Origin of the sequence: Microbacterium paludicola, assembly GCF_015235415.1 — a bacterium.
GTDB lineage: Bacteria > Actinomycetota > Actinomycetes > Actinomycetales > Microbacteriaceae > Microbacterium > Microbacterium paludicola.
Genome location: NZ_JADGLL010000055.1, coordinates 1 through 17,465 on the forward strand (window position 1 = coordinate 1; position 17,465 = coordinate 17,465).

Annotated in this window: 17 protein-coding genes; 5 read left to right on the plus strand and 12 right to left on the minus strand. The window is 70.4% G+C overall.

What is annotated here, in order from left to right; all coding sequences use genetic code 11:
- Positions 1-107: 107 nt before the first annotated feature.
- The 8 genes from IR155_RS14390 to IR155_RS16075 all read right to left on the minus strand — a co-directional run bounded on the left by IR155_RS14390 (position 108) and on the right by IR155_RS16075 (position 7,776).
- On the minus strand, positions 108-398 hold the full coding sequence (locus IR155_RS14390) for a DUF4190 domain-containing protein (protein ID WP_135115493.1): 291 nt from the start codon (positions 396-398) through the stop codon (positions 108-110).
- 98 nt (positions 399-496) lie between these two features.
- Positions 497-1,510, minus strand: a complete 1,014-nt coding sequence (locus IR155_RS14395; RefSeq protein ID WP_135115494.1) for a sugar phosphate isomerase/epimerase family protein — start codon at positions 1,508-1,510, stop codon at positions 497-499.
- Entirely contained in the window at positions 1,507-2,616 is a 1,110-nt protein-coding gene (locus IR155_RS14400) for a Gfo/Idh/MocA family protein (RefSeq protein WP_267899522.1), read from the minus strand. The genes IR155_RS14395 and IR155_RS14400 overlap by 4 nt, the downstream gene beginning before the upstream one ends.
- Entirely contained in the window at positions 2,613-3,452 is an 840-nt protein-coding gene (locus tag IR155_RS14405; RefSeq protein ID WP_135115495.1) for a carbohydrate ABC transporter permease, read from the minus strand. The genes IR155_RS14400 and IR155_RS14405 overlap by 4 nt, the downstream gene beginning before the upstream one ends.
- Positions 3,445-4,440 carry a carbohydrate ABC transporter permease gene (locus tag IR155_RS14410; RefSeq protein ID WP_135115496.1) on the minus strand — a complete coding sequence of 332 codons (996 nt, stop codon included), beginning with the start codon at positions 4,438-4,440 and terminating at the stop codon, positions 3,445-3,447. Before IR155_RS14410 ends, IR155_RS14405 begins: the two co-directional genes overlap by 8 nt.
- Before the next feature lie 63 nt (positions 4,441-4,503).
- Positions 4,504-5,862: an ABC transporter substrate-binding protein gene (locus IR155_RS14415; protein ID WP_135115497.1), complete on the minus strand. Its 1,359-nt coding sequence runs from the start codon at positions 5,860-5,862 to the stop codon at positions 4,504-4,506.
- A gap of 58 nt (positions 5,863-5,920) precedes the next feature.
- Positions 5,921-7,024, minus strand: a complete 1,104-nt coding sequence (locus tag IR155_RS16070; RefSeq protein ID WP_233441219.1) for a Gfo/Idh/MocA family protein — start codon at positions 7,022-7,024, stop codon at positions 5,921-5,923.
- Positions 7,021-7,776 carry a sugar phosphate isomerase/epimerase family protein gene (locus IR155_RS16075; RefSeq protein ID WP_228067323.1) on the minus strand — a complete coding sequence of 252 codons (756 nt, stop codon included), beginning with the start codon at positions 7,774-7,776 and terminating at the stop codon, positions 7,021-7,023. Before IR155_RS16075 ends, IR155_RS16070 begins: the two co-directional genes overlap by 4 nt.
- Positions 7,777-7,934: 158 nt before the next feature.
- Between IR155_RS16075 and IR155_RS14425 the strand changes: the two genes are divergently transcribed.
- On the plus strand, positions 7,935-9,125 hold the full coding sequence (locus IR155_RS14425; RefSeq protein WP_135115498.1) for an ROK family transcriptional regulator: 1,191 nt from the start codon (positions 7,935-7,937) through the stop codon (positions 9,123-9,125).
- 366 nt (positions 9,126-9,491) lie between these two features.
- Here the strand turns inward: IR155_RS14425 and IR155_RS14430 are convergent, their stop codons facing one another.
- On the minus strand, positions 9,492-10,475 hold the full coding sequence (locus IR155_RS14430; RefSeq protein ID WP_233441220.1) for an SDR family NAD(P)-dependent oxidoreductase: 984 nt from the start codon (positions 10,473-10,475) through the stop codon (positions 9,492-9,494).
- 70 nt (positions 10,476-10,545) lie between these two features.
- Here IR155_RS14430 and IR155_RS14435 point away from each other — a divergent pair, with 70 nt between their 5' ends.
- Both IR155_RS14435 and IR155_RS14440 read left to right on the plus strand, forming a co-directional pair.
- Positions 10,546-11,412 carry an HAD-IIA family hydrolase gene (locus tag IR155_RS14435; RefSeq protein WP_135115500.1) on the plus strand — a complete coding sequence of 289 codons (867 nt, stop codon included), beginning with the start codon at positions 10,546-10,548 and terminating at the stop codon, positions 11,410-11,412.
- The gene (locus IR155_RS14440; RefSeq protein WP_135115501.1) at positions 11,409-12,635 is read left to right on the plus strand and encodes an MFS transporter; all 1,227 of its coding nucleotides are present in this window, start codon (positions 11,409-11,411) and stop codon (positions 12,633-12,635) included. Before IR155_RS14435 ends, IR155_RS14440 begins: the two co-directional genes overlap by 4 nt.
- A 165-nt stretch (positions 12,636-12,800) precedes the next feature.
- Here IR155_RS14440 and IR155_RS14445 read toward each other — a convergent pair whose 3' ends face one another.
- Both IR155_RS14445 and IR155_RS14450 read right to left on the minus strand, forming a co-directional pair.
- On the minus strand, positions 12,801-13,547 hold the full coding sequence (locus tag IR155_RS14445) for an SRPBCC domain-containing protein (RefSeq protein ID WP_135115502.1): 747 nt from the start codon (positions 13,545-13,547) through the stop codon (positions 12,801-12,803).
- Entirely contained in the window at positions 13,544-13,885 is a 342-nt protein-coding gene (locus IR155_RS14450) for an ArsR/SmtB family transcription factor (RefSeq protein WP_322783529.1), read from the minus strand. The genes IR155_RS14445 and IR155_RS14450 overlap by 4 nt, the downstream gene beginning before the upstream one ends.
- 80 nt (positions 13,886-13,965) lie before the next feature.
- Between IR155_RS14450 and nucS the strand changes: the two genes are divergently transcribed.
- Positions 13,966-14,661, plus strand: a complete 696-nt coding sequence (nucS, locus tag IR155_RS14455) for an endonuclease NucS (protein WP_135115504.1) — start codon at positions 13,966-13,968, stop codon at positions 14,659-14,661.
- Between the two features lie 202 nt (positions 14,662-14,863).
- Here the strand turns inward: nucS and IR155_RS14460 are convergent, their stop codons facing one another.
- Positions 14,864-15,895: a LacI family DNA-binding transcriptional regulator gene (locus IR155_RS14460; protein ID WP_135115505.1), complete on the minus strand. Its 1,032-nt coding sequence runs from the start codon at positions 15,893-15,895 to the stop codon at positions 14,864-14,866.
- Positions 15,896-16,103: 208 nt separating this feature from the next.
- Between IR155_RS14460 and IR155_RS14465 the strand changes: the two genes are divergently transcribed.
- Entirely contained in the window at positions 16,104-17,429 is a 1,326-nt protein-coding gene (locus tag IR155_RS14465) for an extracellular solute-binding protein (protein WP_135115506.1), read from the plus strand.
- Positions 17,430-17,465 lie beyond the last annotated feature (36 nt).

Consider the following 17,465-nt stretch of genomic DNA (forward strand, 5'->3'; position numbering starts at 1 on the left):
GACCTGCACTGAGCGAGCGAAGCGAGTCGAAGTGTCGCTCAACGACCAGGTGAGACGACGGATCCCGCGCGGCCGAGGGCCGCGCGGGATCCGAAGGGGCGGGCGGGTCAGCCCATGTAGGTGCTGTATTCCGCCATGAGCGCCGCGAAGAACGCCCACATCGCGATGGCGCCGATGATCCACAGCACGATGAACACGATGCTGACGATGAGGCCGATTGTGCCCAGCTTGCCGTCGAAACCGGCCTGCTTCGACTTGTTGCGACCGATGATCGACAGGATCAGGCCCACGACGGGAACGAGCACGCCGCAGATGATGCCCGCGATCGACATTCCGCGACCCGGGTCGACGGGGCCGGCCGCCGGGTAACCCGGCTGCTGGGGGTACTGAGTCGTCATCCGAATCTCCTTGACTGTCGCGCGGGGAGCCCTCCCCCGACGGTGCAATACAACCAGCAGCCCAGAGTCCGCGCGAGGGCAGTTTTCCCCCGGCCGTCCTACTGGTTGCTGAAGGCCGCGTCGAACGACTCCTCCGGGCGCTTCCACAGCAGCGACCGGATGCGGCCCACCGCCTCGGCGGCGCCGTGCAGGCGGTCCATGCCGGCGTCCTCCCATTCGATCGAAATCGGACCCTCGTAGCCGATCGCGCCGAGGGCGCGGAACGCGTCCTCCCAGGGGATGTCTCCGTGCCCGGTCGAGACGAAGTCCCACCCGCGGCGCGGGTCGCCCCACGGCAGGTGTGAGCCGAGGATGCCGCTGCGGCCCGTCTGCGGGCGCAGGCGCGTGTCCTTGCAGTCGACGTGGTAGATCCGGTCGGCGAAGTCGGTGATGAAGCCGATCGGGTCGACGCCCTGCCAGAACATGTGGCTCGGGTCCCAGTTGATGCCGAAGGCCTCGCGGTGATCGATGGCCTCGAGCGTGCGGACGGTCGTCCAGTAGTCGTAGGCGATCTCCGACGGGTGCACCTCGTGCGCGAACCGCACCCCCTCGGCGTCGAAGACGTCGAGGATGGGGTTCCAGCGGTTCGCGAAGTCCTCGTAGCCGGCGTCGATGCGCTCGGCGGGAACGGGCGGGAACATCGCCACGTACTGCCAGATGCTCGAGCCGGTGAACCCGACGACCGTGTCGATGCCGAGCTTCCGGGCGACGCGGGCGGCGCGCTTCATGTCCTCCGCCGCGCGCTGGCGCACTCCCTCGGGGTCGCCGTCGCCCCAGATGTAGGGGCGCACGATCGCCTGGTGACGGAAGTCGATCGGGTCATCGCAGATCGCCTGACCGCCGAGGTGGTTCGAGATCGCCCACGCCTTCAGCCCGTGCTTGTCGAGGATGTCCAGGCGCGACTGCACGTACGCGTCGTCCTCATCGGCCCGCTGCAGGTCGAGGTGATCGCCCGAGGCCGCGACCTCGAGACCGTCATAGCCCCACTCGGCCGCGAGCTTCGCCACCTCCTCGAACGGCAGGTCGGCCCACTGGCCGGTGAACAGGGTGACGGGGTGCGATGCCTCGCTCATGTCGTGAGTCCTTCCGTAGGGATGTCGATCCAGCGGTCCTCGGCCGCGGCGGCGAGCACCGCCTCGGTCAGCACGGCGGCGCGGGCGCCGTCGGCGAAGCGCGGCAGGCCATCCGGCCGCTCGCCGCGGATGGCGGCGTAGGTGTCGCGCGCGAACCCGGTGAACGCGTCGAGATAGCCCATCGGATGCCCCGACGGCACCACCGAGAGCCGGGCGGCGTCCGCCGACAGGATCGCCGCATCGCGCGAGACGACCGACGAGGCGTCCCGCCCGCCGAGCCACAGCTCATCCGGATGCTCCTGGTCGAACGCCACGGCGCCCTCGCTGCCGGACACCTCGATCGTCAGCGCGTTCTTGCGCCCCGCCGCGACCTGCGACACCAGCAGCGAGCCGATCGCGTCGCTCGCGGTCTCGACCACGACGGCGACGGCATCCTCGGTGCGCACCTCGGCTCCTGCCCGCTCGGGATGCGCGGTCTGCGTGCGCGCGGCGATCCGGGTGATCCGGTCTCCCGTGACGAATTCAAGCAGGTCGACGAGGTGCGAGCCGATGTCGCCGAAGGCGCGGGACGCGCCTCCTGCCACCGGGTCGACGCGCCAGTTCTGCTCGCCGGGCCCGAGCAGCCAGTCCTGCAGGTACGAGCCGCGCAGCGTCAGCAGTCGGCCGATGCCGCCGGCCGCGACCCGAGCCCGGGCCTCGCGCGCCATGGGGTGGAAGCGGTAGACGAACGGCACTGTCGCCACGAGCGGCCCGGCCGCCTCGACAAGGCGCGACGCGTCGGCCGCCGTGGTGGCCAGCGGCTTCTCACACACGACGTGCGTTCCCGCGGCGAGCACGGCGAGCGACTGCTCCAGGTGCCAGCGGTTGGGCGAGCACACGTGGACGACGTCGACCCGGTCGATCAGCTCGTCGAGCGAGGCGGCCGCATGCGGCACCGCCAGCTCGGCCGCGGCCTGCGCCGTGCGATCCGGCGCCGACGACAGGATGGCCGCCACCTCGGCGCCCGCGGCCCGCGCCGCGTGGGCGTGGGTGCGGGCCATGAAGCCCCCGCCGACGATCCCGACGCGCAGCGCGCGCGATCCGTCCGTCACTGCCCCCGATGTCACTTGACCGCTCCCGCCGACAGGCCCGAGATGAGCTGCCGCTGCACGATCAGGAAGCCGATCAGCACGGGCAGCGACACGACGATCGACGCCGCCATCATCTCGTTCCAGTAGACGTCGGTCTGCGAGGCGTAGGCGCGCAGACCGATCGACAGGGTCCTCGTGTCCTTGTTCGACAGCACGCTCGCGAAGAGCACCTCGCTCCACGCGGTGATGAAGCAGTAGACGCTCACGGCGATGATCCCGGGGCGGGCGACAGGGATCACGATGCGCCACAGCGCGCCCCAGCGGCTCAGGCCGTCGATCATCGCGGCCTCCTCCAGTGCGGCGGGCATCGCGGCGAAGAAGCCGGTCAGCATCCAGATCGAGAACGGGAGCGAGAACGTCAGGTACGTCAGGATGAGCCCGAGATAGCTGCCGTTGAGCTGCACGCCGATGGTCTTCTGCACCTGCGTGAAGATGAGGAACAGCGGCAGCAGGAAGAGGATGCCGGGGAACATCTGCGTCGACAGCACCACCAGGCGGAACAGCCTGTTGCCGCGGAACGAGAATCGCGACACCGCATAGGCGGCGAGGATCGCGAGGACCACCGAGCAGATGGTCGCCACGACCGTCACGATGAGGCTGTTCGTGAAGTACCGCGCCAACGGCACGGTCGACCACATGTCGATGTACGGCTGGATCGTCAGCACCGACGGCCACCATTCGAAGGTGCCGGAGACGTCCTGCAGCGGCTTGAACGAGGTGACCACCATCACGTACAGGGGCACGATCACCAGCATCGACAGGACGGCCAGGCCCACCGCCCGGAGGATCTTGAATCCGCGCGTCTCAATCATCGAGCGTCCGTCCCTTCGGCATCACGAGCCGCACGTAGAAGGCCGAGGCGATCAGCAGCACGATGAGCAGCACGAAGCTCAGGGCGCTTCCGACGCCGAAGTTCCATGCCGAGAACGACTGCTGGTAGATCAGCGGCGACACGAGCATCGACTCGTCCGGCTGGGCGGCCCCGAACAGCAGGTAGGGGATGTCGAACTGGTTGAACACCCACAGGCTCAGCATGAGCAGCAGCACGACGTTGGCGTGCTTGATCATCGGCAGGGTGATCTGCGTGAACTGCTTCCACAGGCTCGCGCCGTCGAGCGCCGCGGCCTCGTAGGTCTCGTGCGGGATCGACTGCAGTGCGGCGAGCAGCATGAGGAACGCGAACGGCCAGAACTGCCAGACGGTGATCACGATCACGACGATCATCGAGTTCGCGCCGAGCAGCCAGAACGGGCGGTCATCGAGGATGCCGAGGTCATCTACGAGGAACCGGTTGATCACGCCGTCGCGCTGATTGAACATGAACTGCCACACGATCGTCGTGACGAAGCCGGGCAGGGCGTAGGGGACGAGGAAGAGTGTGCGGAAGAACCCATTGCCGCGGAACTTGTTCGCGAGCATGACCGCGGCGAAGATCCCGATCCCCCAGATGAGGGCGACCGAGACGACGGTGTACCAGCTGGTGCGCAGAAGCGCGGCGTAGAACTGCTCGCCGATGGGTCCGGAGGGATCCAGGGCCGTGATGAAGTTCTTGATGCCGACGAACGGCGCCTTGAGCCAGTTGGCGATCGTCAGCTGCGTCAGCGCCAGGTAGGCGACGTAGATGCCGAGCAGCATCGGGATGATGTGGATCAGCAACTCCATGATGCCCGCGGGGGCGATCAGGAGGTAGGGGAAGACCCCGTCCTTGCGTCGGCGGCCGGCGCGCCGGGCGCCTGGCGCGCGGCCGCGCTGACCGGTGACCACCACTTCGGTGTGGGTGGCCGCTTCGGGTGACTGCATTCCGCGTCCTCTCTGAGACGGAGGGGGTGCCCGGCCCATCACGGGCCGGGCCACTCCGGTGCGTCAGGCGGCGGGCATCTGAGCCTGGGCGTCTTCCAGGGCCGCGCGGACGTCGTCCTCGGTGACTTCCCCACCCTGTGCGATCGTCGCGAACAGCTCCGCGACGGCGGCGCCGATCAGCTCCTCGGCCTGGCTCTCCGAGGCGAACAGCGGCATCGGCTGTGCGTGGTCGGCGAGGACGCCCTTCAGCACCTCCATCTCGGGAGTGTTGAAGGCCTCGGCGTCGAGGGCGTCGGTCACCGGCGGCAGTGCGCCGAACTCGGCCCCGAGCACCTCCTGCTCGTCGGCGCTGAGCAGGTGGTTCACGAACGCGATCGCGGCATCCTTGCTGTCCGAGTTCTCGAACACTGCGATGTTGATGCCGGCGACGTGCGACTGCGTGGCGGCCTCGCCGGTCGCATCCGCGGACTGCATCGGAATCGGCGCGACGCCCCAGTCGCTGAAGTCAAGGGACTCGAGCGTGCTGCCGGCGGCCTGGTCGAACATCATCGCCGCGCGACCGTTCGCGACCTCCTGCGCCATCAGCGATCCGTCGTCGAGCTCGGCGTTCGAGGGCGACACGATGCCGTTCTCGCCCATGAGCTGCACCCAGTCGTTCACCGCCGCCACGATGGCGTCGTTCGTGAAGTCAGGGTTGCCGTCGGCGTCATACAGGTCGCCACCGTGCTGCTTGCCGAGGATGAACGTGGCGTGCGCGTTGTTCGACGTGCGCTGTCCCGCGAGAGCGTGACCCCACTGGTCGATCTCGCCGTCGCCGTCCGTGTCCTTGGTGAGCTTCTCGCCGGCCTCGAGGAACTCGTCCCAGGTCGCCGGGGGCGCCTCGATGCCGGCCTCGGCGAACATCGCCTTGTTGTAGTACATGGCGTATGCGAGCGAGTACAGCGGCAGCGAGGTGGGCGTCGCGCCCTCGGATCCGCCGGTGGCCAGCGCCGCCTCGGTGAACCGGTCGGCCCCGCCGACCTTCTCCATGGCCGCGTCGTCCCACTCCATGAACGCGCCGGTGGCCTCCATCGAAACGGCCCACGTGTTGCCGATGTTGAGCACGTCGGGACCCTCGCCCGACGACACCGCGCCGAGGATGCGGTTCAGCAGGTCGCTCCACGGGATGACCTCCAGCTCGACCTCGACACCGGTCTCCTCGGTGAAGCGCTCGATCGAGGCGCCGAGCACCTCCTCGTCGTGGCTGACCGAGGAGCCCTGGTTGCTTGCCCAGTAGGTGATGGTCTGGCCCTCGAGGGATTCCGGGTCGACGGCACCGCCCCCGGTGCCGCCACCTCCCCCGGCACAGCCTGCGAGCGTGGCGGCCGCGAACGCGGTCGTGGCGGCGAGCGCCGCCCATCGGATGGTGCGGGACTTCTTCATCTCTGTACTCCTTTGAACTCTTCGTCGAGGTGGGGTGCTGCAGGGGATGAGATTGCTGTCACAGCGTCGCGACGGACGGATCCCAATCGGGTTCCAGCGACGCTGCGGGGGTGAACTCGGAGGTGACCTCGACCGGCTCGCTCGCCTCGGCGGACTGTGCGATCGCGACCATGACCTCGAGCACGTGGAAGGCCAGCTCGCCCGGGACGCGCTCGGGGCGGCCCGCGCGGATCGCCTGAGCCAGCTCGAGCACGCCGGTGCCGCGCGTGTAGAACGAGCCCTGCGGCTGGATGGTGCGCGCCTCGTCGCCCTCGTCGTGGATCAGGGTCTCGCCCTCGAAGGTGTTCGGGTCGGGGAACACCGCGGTTCCCTCGGTGCCCGCGATCTCGACGAAGCCGGTGCGGCGCAGCTTCGAGTCGAAGCTGAAGACGATCTGCGCGCTGGCGCCCGAGCGGAACTCGAGCAGGGCGCTGACGTGGGTCGGCACCTCGACGGGGAACTCGGTGCCCGCCTTCGGGCCGCTGCCGATCACGCGGGTCTCGCGCGACTTGGAGCCGTGCGCGTACACGCGGCTCACCGAGCCGAACACCTGCACGAGCGTCGTCAGGTAGTACGGGCCGATGTCGAACAGTGGGCCGCCGCCCTCGGCGTACAGGAACTCGGGGCTCGGGTGCCACGACTCGGGGCCGGGGGCCTGGAACAGGGCGAGGCCGGTCAGCGGGGCCCCGATCTCCCCCTCGCGCACGGCGCGAAAGGCGGTCTGCAGGCCGGCGCCGAGGATGGTGTCGGGCGCGACCGCGACGCGGACGCCCTTCGCCTGCGCGGCCTCGAGCAGCACGCGGCCGCTGGCGACGTCGAGCGCGTAGGGCTTCTCGCCCCAGACGTTCTTTCCGGCCTCGACGGCCTTCAGCGCGACCTCGACGTGCACCGCCGGGATCGTGAGGTTCACGACGATCTCGATCTCGGGGTCGGCGAGCAGCTCGTCATACGTGCCGGATGCCGCCACTCCCCACTTCTCCGCCTGCGACGCCGCCCGCGCGGTGTCGATGTCCGCGACGAAGCGGACATCCAGATCCGGGAAGGCGGTGAGGTTCTCGAGGTACTGGTCGCTGATCGTGCCGGCGCCGACGACGCCGACTCCGACCTTGCCGGTGCCGCTCACGCCTTCGCCCCCGTCAGGAAGGCGAAGCTGCGCTCGAGCGCCTCGAAGACGTCGCCGGAGTGGTCGTCGAGCTCGACGACGCGCAGCGCGCCGGGCGCCGCCGCGAGGATCTCGGCGATCGGCAGCACGCCGTCGCCCACCGCGACCTGATCCTTGTCGACCTTGGTGCGCGGGCCGTCCTTGACGTGCAGGGCCTGGACGCGGTCGCCCAGGCGACGCAGCAGCTCGACGGCCGGCTCCCCGCCGACCTCCGCCCAGTACGTGTCGACCTCGAGCACGACCGACTCGGGCGCCGCGGCGGCGAAGACCTCGAGGGCCGAGACGCCGTCGACGCGGCGCTCCAGCTCGAAGGCGTGGTTGTGGTAGCCGACGCGCAGGCCGCGGTCGGCCGCGCGCTCCGCGATCTCGCCGAGCTGCGCCGCGACGCGCTCGATCCCCTCGCGCTCCGTCCAGTTCTCCTCGGGCACGTGCGGGTCGATGATCGTCGTCACGCCGACCTTCTCGGCCGCGGCGAAGACCGCGTCGATGTCGCCGCCGACGAGGTGGACGTGCGCGGTGGGCGCTGCGAGGCCGAACGTCGGCAGGTGCTCGGCGAGCAGGTCCGCGCGATCCACGAGGCCCCAGGGCTCGACGCGGCGGTAGCCGATGTCCGCGAGGCGGCGGAGCGATCCGGGAAGGTCCTGCGCGATGTGCTCGCGCACCGTGTAGAGCTGCACCGACAGTTCGTCGGGCGCCACGAGGCTGGTGGGCAAAGTACGTCTCCTCATCGAGGTCCTTGTCCGGCGACATGCCGAGGCATCATCGCCGCTGTCGGCACTCAACGTAGACCGGCTTCCGTCGACTGTCAACGAAAGTTCGGAGATCGTCGACGATGTTCTCGCGAAGTTCGCCTCTCTGGTTGAATGACGCCATGACCGATGGAGGTTCGGCGCTCGGAGGCGCGGACGCAAGCGAGCTGTTCCAGCTGCTGCGCGACGGCCGCCCGCGCACGATGACCGAACTCGCGACGGTCACGGGCCTCGCCCGCTCCACCGTGGGCCTGCGCCTCAACACGCTCACCTCGCTCGGCCTGATCGGCACGGTCGATCCCGGTCTCTCCACCGGTGGCCGGCCTCCCCGCCGCGTCGCGCTGATCCCCGACGCACGCCTTGCCCTCGCGATCGATGTCGGCGCGAGCCACGTGCAAGTGGGGCTCACGAACCTCGTGGGCGACGTGCTGCTGCGCCGGCGCGCCCCGATCAACGTCGCGGACGGGCCCGACCCGGTGCTCAGCCGGGCGCTGGCCATCGCCGATCCGCTGCTCGAGGAGCTCGGCCGCTCGCGCACGGCGATCATCGCCATCGGCATCGGCCTTCCCGGACCCGTGCACTTCGAGACCGGTCGGCCGTCGAAGCCCCCGCTCATGCCCGGGTGGGACGGCTTCGACGTTCCCGGCTGGTTCCGCGACCACATCGCCGCGCCCGTGCTCGTCGACAACGACGTGAACATCATGGCGCTCGGCGAGCACAGCCGCCTCGAGCGCGAGGTCGGGCACTTCCTGTTCGTCAAGGTCGCCACGGGCATCGGCGCCGGCATCATCTCCGGTGGCCTGCTGCAGCGCGGGGCGCAGGGAATCGCGGGCGACATCGGGCACGTCCGGGTCGGCCGCGGCGCCGGCGTGCTGTGTCGCTGCGGCAACGAGGGCTGCCTCGAGGCCCTCGCATCGGGCCCGGCCGTGGCATCGGACCTCCGCGAGGACGGACTGGATGCGCAGAGCGCGAAGGATGTCGTCGCGCTCGTGACGAGCGGAGACCTGCGGGCGATCCAGGCGGTCCGCCAGGCGGGACGCGACCTCGGCGAGGTGCTCGCCGCCAGCATCAGCTTCCTCAACCCCTCGGTCATCTCGATCGGGGGCCAGATGGCCGCGGCGGGAGAGCACCTGCTCGCGGGCGTGCGCGAGGTCGTCTATCAGCGCGCGATGCCGCTTGCCACCCGCAACCTGCAGATCATGACGGCCCGCACGGGCGACCGCGCCGGCCTCATCGGCGCGGGGATGCTCGCGATCCACCACGCCCTCTCGCCCCGGGGCATCCAGGCGCTGGACGACGCAGCTTCTTTTTAGAAGATCTCACACGTCCTTTTTCGGAGGATCTCGCGCTCGCTTCGCTCGCACAGGGGTCGAGCGCCCCCGGTTGCTGAGCGAGCGAAGCGAGCCGAAGCGACCGACCACAACCCCGCGCCGCGATGCGGGCCCGTCATCTCGACTCGCTCCGCTCGCTCGATAACCGGAGACGGCGCAGCACCCCCGGTCACCGGCACGCGAAGCGCCGGATCAAGCCCGTCAGCGGGCCGCGCCCCCGGTTGCTGAGCGAGCGAAGCGAGCCGAAGCGACCGGCCACAACCCCGCGCGGCGATGCGGGCCCGTCATCTCGACTCGCTCCGCTCGCTCGATAACCGGAGTCGGCGCGGCACCCCCGGTTGAAGCCCGTCAGCGGGCCGCGCGGGCGGCGCGGGCGAGGGGCCACTCGATGCCGGTGAGGCGCTCGCACTCGTCCCACACGCGCGTTCGCACCTCCCGATCCACCGCCCACCGCGACGGCTGCTGACGCACGGGCTTGCCCTGGGTCCAGAACCGCGGGCCCCAGTACTCGCCGCCGCGCACCTCGGGGTCGATCAGCGCGCGCACGAGCGAGGCCGCCCCGCGGCGCTTGCTCTGCGCGAAGGGCTGGACGCCGTCTCGCAGGCGCTTCCAGCGTCCCGGCTCGTTCACTCCCTTCACGCGCTCCGTCCGGCCGCCGATCGCGTAGCCCGGATGGGCGACGACGCTGTCGACCGGAACCCCGGCCTCACGCAGGCGCTCGTCCGCCTCGATGCCGAGCGCGTGGACGACGAGCTTCGACTGCACGTACGCGTGCCACGCCTCGTAGCGCCGCTCGAGCTGGAAGTCGGTCGGCTGCGCGATCCCGAGGTGCGTCGACATGCTGCCCAGCCAGACGAGCCGGCTGTTCTGGTGGCGGGACGCCGACTTGGCGAGGGTCGTGAGCAGCTCGGCCGCGAGCACAAAATGGCCGAGCGCGTTGGTGGCGAACACGAGCTCGCGCCCGTCGCGGGTCAGCTCGCGCGCACGCGGCGTGTGGACGATGCCCGCGTTCATCAGCACCCCGTCGAGGCGCGAGCGCGAGAACAGCCCGCCCCGCACCGACGCGGCCGCGGCGCGGATCGACCCCGGGTTGCTCACGTCCAGCAGCAGCGTCTCGACCGAGGCTCCAGGCACCCGGGCCTCGATCGCGTCGTGGGCGGCTGCGAGCCGGTTCGGATTGCGCCCGCTCAGCACGACGTGCGCCCCCGCCCCGGCGAGCTGCTCGCTCGCGAAGTAGCCGAGTCCCGCGTTCGCACCGGTCACCAGATACATGCGTCCCGAGAGATCCGGAAGCTCGTCCGGATCCCATTCGGCCCGGCCGCGCGTGATCACAGGGCAACCGTATCCCTCTCGGTTGCCTCGAACCGTCGCCCCGAGCGGGCGAGCCTGAAAAGATGGCCCCATGCGACGCGACGAGATCGAGTGCTGGCTCACCGACATGGACGGGGTCCTCGTTCACGAGAACGTGCCGATCCCCGGGGCCAAGGAGCTGCTCGCCAAGTGGCGGGATGACGAGACGCCGTTCCTCGTGCTCACGAACAACTCGATCTTCACGCCGCGCGACCTCAGCGCGCGCCTGCGGTCCTCCGGGATCGACGTGCCGGAGGAGCGGATCTGGACGAGCGCGCTCGCGACCGCCGACTTCCTCAAGTCGCAGGCCCCCGGCGGATCCGCGTTCGTGGTCGGCGAGGCGGGCATCCTGACCGCCATGCACGAGGCGGGCTTCATCATGACCGAGACCGACCCCGACTACGTGGTGGTCGGCGAGACGCGCAACTACTCGTTCGAGGCGATCACGAAGGCCATCCGGCTGATCGGCAAGGGCGCGCGCTTCATCGTCACGAACCCCGACGCCACCGGCCCGAGCGCCGAGGGGCCGCTTCCCGCGACGGGCGCGATCGCGGCCCTCATCACGAAGGCGACAGGGCGCGTTCCGTACGTCGTCGGCAAGCCGAACCCGATGATGTTCCGCTCGGCCCTGAACCGGATCGGCGCGCACTCCGAGACGACGGGGATGATCGGCGACCGGATGGACACCGACATCGTGGCCGGCATCGAGGCGGGGCTGCACACGGTTCTCGTGATGACCGGCATCAGCGACGAGCGCGAGATCTCCCGCTACCCGTTCCGCCCGAACGAGGTGCTCGGATCCGTCGCCGACCTGCTGACCCCCGCCGAGCCCGCCGAGCAGGCCGCCCCCGGCCAGGCCGCGGCGGAGCCCGCCGACGCCTCGCGCCCCGCGGACGGCACCGGCGAGGGAAGCGCGTGAGCGCCGACCCCACCACCGCCGACCTCAGCCCGAAGAGCGCCCTGCGCTGGAAGATCGCGATCTTCGCGATCTTCCTCACCAGCGGTCTCAGCATCGCCACGTGGGCGTCGCGCGTGCCCGCGATCAAGGACGCCCTCGGCATCGACAACACGCAGGTCGGCGCGCTGCTGATGGCCGCCGGCGTGGCGTCCATCCTGGGGCTCAGCCTGTCGTCGCCGGTGCTCGCGCGGTTCGGCGCCCGCCGCGGGATGCTCGTGATGATGCTGACCTTCGCCGCCGGCACGGCGCTCGTCGGCGTCGGCACCGACGTCGTCGGCTCGTATCCGGTGGTGCTCGCGGGGCTCGTGCTGTTCGGCTTCGGCAACGGCTGCCTCGACGTGATGATGAACGTCGAGGCGACGGCGATCGAGCAGCTGGGCGGGAAGACGATCCTGCCCCTGTTCCACGCGTTCTTCAGCTTCGGCACCGTGATCGGCGCCGGTGTCGGCGCGGGCGCGGTGGGCCTCGGCCTGAACGTCTTCGCCCACACCGCGGCGATCGGAGTCCTCATCGTCGTGATCGCGATCGCCGCGATCGCGAATGTGCCGATGCGCGCATCCGTCGATCCGGATCCTGCAGAGCATGGAGCAGGATGGCGCCAGCGCCTCGCGCTGTCGCTGTCGGCCTGGCGGGAGCCGCGCACCTATGCGCTCGGCGTCGTTATGCTCGGCATGGCCTTCGCGGAGGGCGCCGCCAACGACTGGCTGGCGCTCGGCATCGTCGAGGGCCACGGCGGCACCGAGGCGCTCGGGGCCGTCGGGCTCACCGTCTTCTCGGTCGCGATGACCGCGGTGCGCGCGTTCGGCGGACCGCTCGTCGACCGCTTCGGCCGCGTCGCCATGCTGCGCGTGCTGGCGCTGTCGGCCGCCGCCGGCCTGACGCTGTTCATCCTCGCCCCGAACCTGCCGCTCGTGCTCGTCGGCGCCGCGCTGTGGGGTGTCGGCGCGTCGCTGGGCTTCCCGCTCGGCATGTCGGCCGCCGCGGACGACCCCGCCAAGGCGGCCGCGCGCGTGAGCGCCGCGGCGACCATCGGCTACGTGGCGTTCCTCGCCGGGCCGCCGATCCTCGGCGTCATCAGCGACCGGATCGGACTGCTCAACACCCTGTTCGTCATCGTGGCGCTGACGATCGCGTCGGGCTTCGCCTCGGGCGCGGCCCGCCCGCTCACGCCGACCGGGCGCTGACATCCGAGACGACCGGCTCGCCGGTGCGACCCCGTCATCTCGACTCGCTTCGCTCGCTCGATAACCGGTTGCTGAGCGAGCGGAGCGAGCCGAAACGACCCACCTCGCTCGATAACCGGTTGCTGAGCGAGCGGAGCGAGCCGAAGCGACCAACCTCGACCGTTCCTACACCGAGCTGAGCACCACGCGCCACGGCCGCACGCGCACCTCGAGCAGACCCGCCGCCACGGCGCCGTCGTCCCGCTGCGCGGCGCGCACGAGCTCGGCCGCCGCCACGGCATCCGCGGCGCGCGCGATCGTCATGCCGGATCCCGGATCATCCGGAAGCGGACCGCCCGCGACGAGCTGCCCGCGCGACTCGAGCTCGCGGAGGAACGCGAGGTGCTTGGGGAAGTCGGGCGAGGCGAACACCCCCTCGGGCGGCGCGGCGGGCCCCGCCGTGTGCTCGAGCACGAACCACCGTTCGCCCGGGGCATCGCCCGCGACGGCCGGCGCATCCGCATACCGGCCGAGCACCGTGACCCATCCACCCGCGTACTCGCCGCGCGCGGCGGCGGGGTCCGGGCGCACCTCCCAGCCGGTGTGGACGAGGGTGACGAGCGTCGCGCCCTCGCCCGCGCCCACGAACGACAGCGCCACGCGCGTCGCCTCCTCCGGGCCACGTCCGGGGTGCCACGTGAATGCGATCTCGCGCGGGGGTCGCGCCTCGACCACCGTCCCCCACAGCGCCGTGCGGCCATCCGGCGCCGTCTCGACGATCCGCTCGCCGTCGAACGCGACGGTCGAGCCCTCGCCGAAGCAGCCGAGCGAGGCGATCGGCCACCAGCTGCCGATCTCGTCCATGAAGAAGCGGTAGGCGACATCCGGATCGCACGCCACCAGCACCTGCCGTCGCAGCGGCGCGACGCTCACGACGCACGCCGATCGGATCCGGATGCCCGCTCCCCCGCATGGTTGGCCGCGACGTGCGCGGCGAAGGCGCCGAGGACGCAATCCCACTGCGCCACGAGCCACTCCTGCACCGGTGCGAGGCCCCCGGGGGCGAGCGCATAGAGGTTGCGCGTGCCGACCGAGCGGTGCTCGACGAGCCCGGCATCCGCCAGCACGCGCAGGTGCTTGCTCACCGCGGGCCGTCCCACCGGAAGGTCGGCGGCCAGCTCCCCGACGGGACGGGGCCCCTCGCGGAGGGTCTCGATGATCCGCCGACGCGTGGGGTCCCCCAGCGCGTCGAGCGCGACGTCCGCGTGCATGCCCATCCTTCCGTCACCCGTCAGTAACCGTCACTCTAGAGTGACCATTGCCCCGCGCACAAGACGGTTAGGCTCATCCGGTGCGTCTCGTCATCGCCCGCTGCTCCGTGGACTACACGGGCCGCCTCAACGCCCACCTTCCCCTCGCCACACGACTGCTCGTGCACAAGGGCGACGGCAGCCTGCTCGTGCACTCGGACGGCGGGTCGTACAAGCCGCTGAACTGGATGAGCCCGCCCTGCCGCCTCGACGTCGTCGCGCCGAGCGACGAGCTTGTCGAGGCCGGGGTCACCGAGCTGTGGAAGGTCACTCACCAGAAGTCGGGCGACGCGCTCACGGTCCACATCTACGAGGTGCTCCACGACTCGAAGCACGACCTCGGCGTCGACCCCGGCCTGATCAAGGACGGCGTGGAGTCGGATCTCCAGCGCCTGCTGAGCGAGCAGGTCGACCTGATCGCCGAGGGCGCCAAGCTCGTGCGGCGCGAGTACCCGACCGCCATCGGCCCGGTGGATCTGCTCGTGCGCGACGCCGGCGGCATGCCGATCGCGGTCGAGGTGAAGCGCCGCGGCGACATCGACGGCGTCGAACAGCTCACCCGCTACCTCGACCTGCTCGGCCGCGATCCACTGCTCACGGGAATCCAGGGCGTCTTCGCCGCACAGGAGATCAAGCCCCAGGCCCGCGTTCTCGCTCAGGACCGCGGCATCCGCTGCCTCGTGCTCGACTACGACGAGATGAAGGGCATCGACTCGGGCGCCCCCCGGCTGTTCTAGCTTGTCTGGCCGCGCGCTGATCGATCGCCGGTTCTTCTCCGGCCGCGCGCTGATCGATCGCTCGCCCGACGCTCCGCGCCGGGGCTCGCGCTCGATGGGCTGTCGCTTCGCTCCATCCGGGCGCGCTGGTTGGCCGCATCCGCGGCACGCTCCCTGCGGTCGCAGGTGGGGCCACAACCCCGCCGGGGCTGCGGCACTCCGCTCAGCGACCAGCGACCGACCTCACCGGGGCCGTCGTGCCGCGCACGATGAGCTCGGTCGGCACCAGCACCCGCTCGCGCGCGACCGGGCCGGTCGAGCGCATCCGCTCGAGCACCATCCGGACGAGCTCGTTGCCGACCATGTGGAAGTCCTGCTTCACCGTCGTCAACGGCGGGTACGTGAACTCGGCGAGCGAGATCCCGTCGAACCCGACGACCGAGACGTCCTGCGGCACGCGGACGCCCCGCTCGAGGAGGGCCCGGATGAGCCCGATCGCGGTCTCATCGTTGGCGCAGAAGACGGCGGTCGCATCCGGATCCTCGGCGATGAGCTGGCCGAGCTCGTAGCCCGAGCGCGCCGACCAGTCGCCGCGCCAGAGCCGCCCCTCGGGAAGGCCCGCGTCCTGAAGCACGCGCCGCCAGGAGGCGAGGCGCACGTCGGCGGGCTCCGAATCGGCAGGGCCGCCGATGTGATCGATGCGCCGGTGTCCGAGGTCGATCAGGTGCCGCACCGCATCCGTGGTTCCCTGCACCTGGTCGGCGACGACCGAGCTGTAGTGCCCGATCAGCCGCGAGTCGGAGACCACCACCGGAAGCGCCGGCGGAAGGGCGAGCAGCTCGGGGGTCTCGTGCTCGGCCCGGATGACGATCAGCCCGTCGATCGCCTGGCTCGTGAGCCTCGCGGCCGCGCGCTCCCAGCCGCGGTCGTCCTCGGAGGCGGTGACGTCGACGACCGTGACGCCGTACTCCTCGGCCCGGGCCGCGTCGATCACACCCTTCATCGTCAGCGCCTCGCCCGTGCGCTCGAAACGATGCGCCAGCAGGCCGATCGTGCGGAAGGCGCCGTTGCGCAGCGCGCGGGCGGCGTGGTTCGGCGAGTAGCCGAGCTGACGCATCGCCTGCAGCACCCGCTCGCGCGTCGCCTCGCTGACGCGGTCGGCCCCGTTCGAGACACGCGACACGGTCTGCGCCGACACCCCGGCGAGGCGCGCCACGTCGCCGATCGAGGGCGAGCGCAGCCGCGGCGATGACATGCACGAATGCTATCGCCCGAGAATCATGGTGACGTCGCCATCCGCGGAGTCCCGCCGTCCCGTCGTGATGTTTCCGTGACGTGGAAAGGCTTTGACATCTGGCGGATGGTGCGGCATGTTTACGTCAACGCACCTGCCCGGCCCGCGATGAGGCGGGGCCTCCGAGGGCAGTCCCGTGCGTATCGGACGAGAACAAGGGAGTTCTGTGATGACGATTCGCGGCAAGCGACTGGCGGCCATCGCCGTGATCGCGCCGATCGCGCTCGCAGTGTCGGCGTGCGGCGGCGGCTCGGGTGGCGGCGGCAACGGCGGAGGCGGCGACGCCGGGGGCGACGCCGGGGGCGACGGCACGCTGACGGTCTGGGCCTGGGACCCGGCGTTCAACATCTACGCGCTCGAGGAGGCCGAGAAGATCTACCAGGCCGACCACCCCGACTTCGAGCTCGAGATCGTCGAGACGCCGTGGGACGACCTGCAGACGAAGCTGACGACGCTCGCGCAGTCGCAGCAGATCGACGAGCTTCCCGACATCTTCCTCATGCAGAACAACGCGTTCCAGAAGAACGTCATCAACTACCCCGACCTGGTCAGCGACCTCGGCGACGCGGACATCGACCTCAGCGAGTTCCCCGAGTCGGTCATCGAGTACTCCACCGTCGACGACCTCAACTACGGCGTGCCGTTCGACAACGGCACCGCCATCACGGCGCTGCGCACCGACGTGCTCGAGCAGGCGGGCTACACGATCGAGGACTTCACCGACATCACGTGGGATCAGTTCATCGCGCAGGGCGAGGACGTGCTGGCGAAGACCGGCAAGCCGCTGCTGTCGGGCCAGGCCGGATCGTCCGACCTGATCATGATGATCCTGCAGAGCGCCGGCGCGAGCCTGTTCGACGACGAGGGCGAGCCCACGATCACCGACAACGACGCCCTGCTCGCGGCGATCGAGGTCTACCAGGAGCTGGTGACCTCGGGAGTCCTCGTCGAGGTCAACTCGTGGGACGAGTACATCGCGACCTTCGTGAACGAGGACGTGGCCGGCACGATCAACGGAGTCTGGATCATCGGATCCATCCAGACGGCCGCCGACCAGGCCGGCAAGTGGGACATCACCAACCTGCCGAAGCTCGACGGCGTCGACGGGGCGACGAACTACTCGGCCAACGGCGGTTCGTCGTGGGCGATCAGCTCGAACGCCGACTACGACCTCGCGGCCGACTTCCTGAAGACGACCTTCGCCGGATCGACCGACCTGTACGACACGATCCTGCCGAGCTCGGGCGCCCTGGCGAACTGGACCCCCGCGGGCGAGAGCGAGGTCTACGGCGAGCCGCACGAGTTCTTCAGCGGTCAGCCGATCTTCGCCGAGGTGATCGAGTTCTCGACGCACGTGCCGAGCAACAACACCGGGGCGTACTACTACGAGGGCCGGGATGCCGTCAGCGCGGCGCTGACGAAGATCATCAGCGGCACGGATGCGGCGAGCGCGCTCGAGGAGGCGCAGAAGAACGTCGAGTTCGCGATGCAGTGAGGCCGTGGGTGAGGGCGGATCCGCCCGCCCTCACCC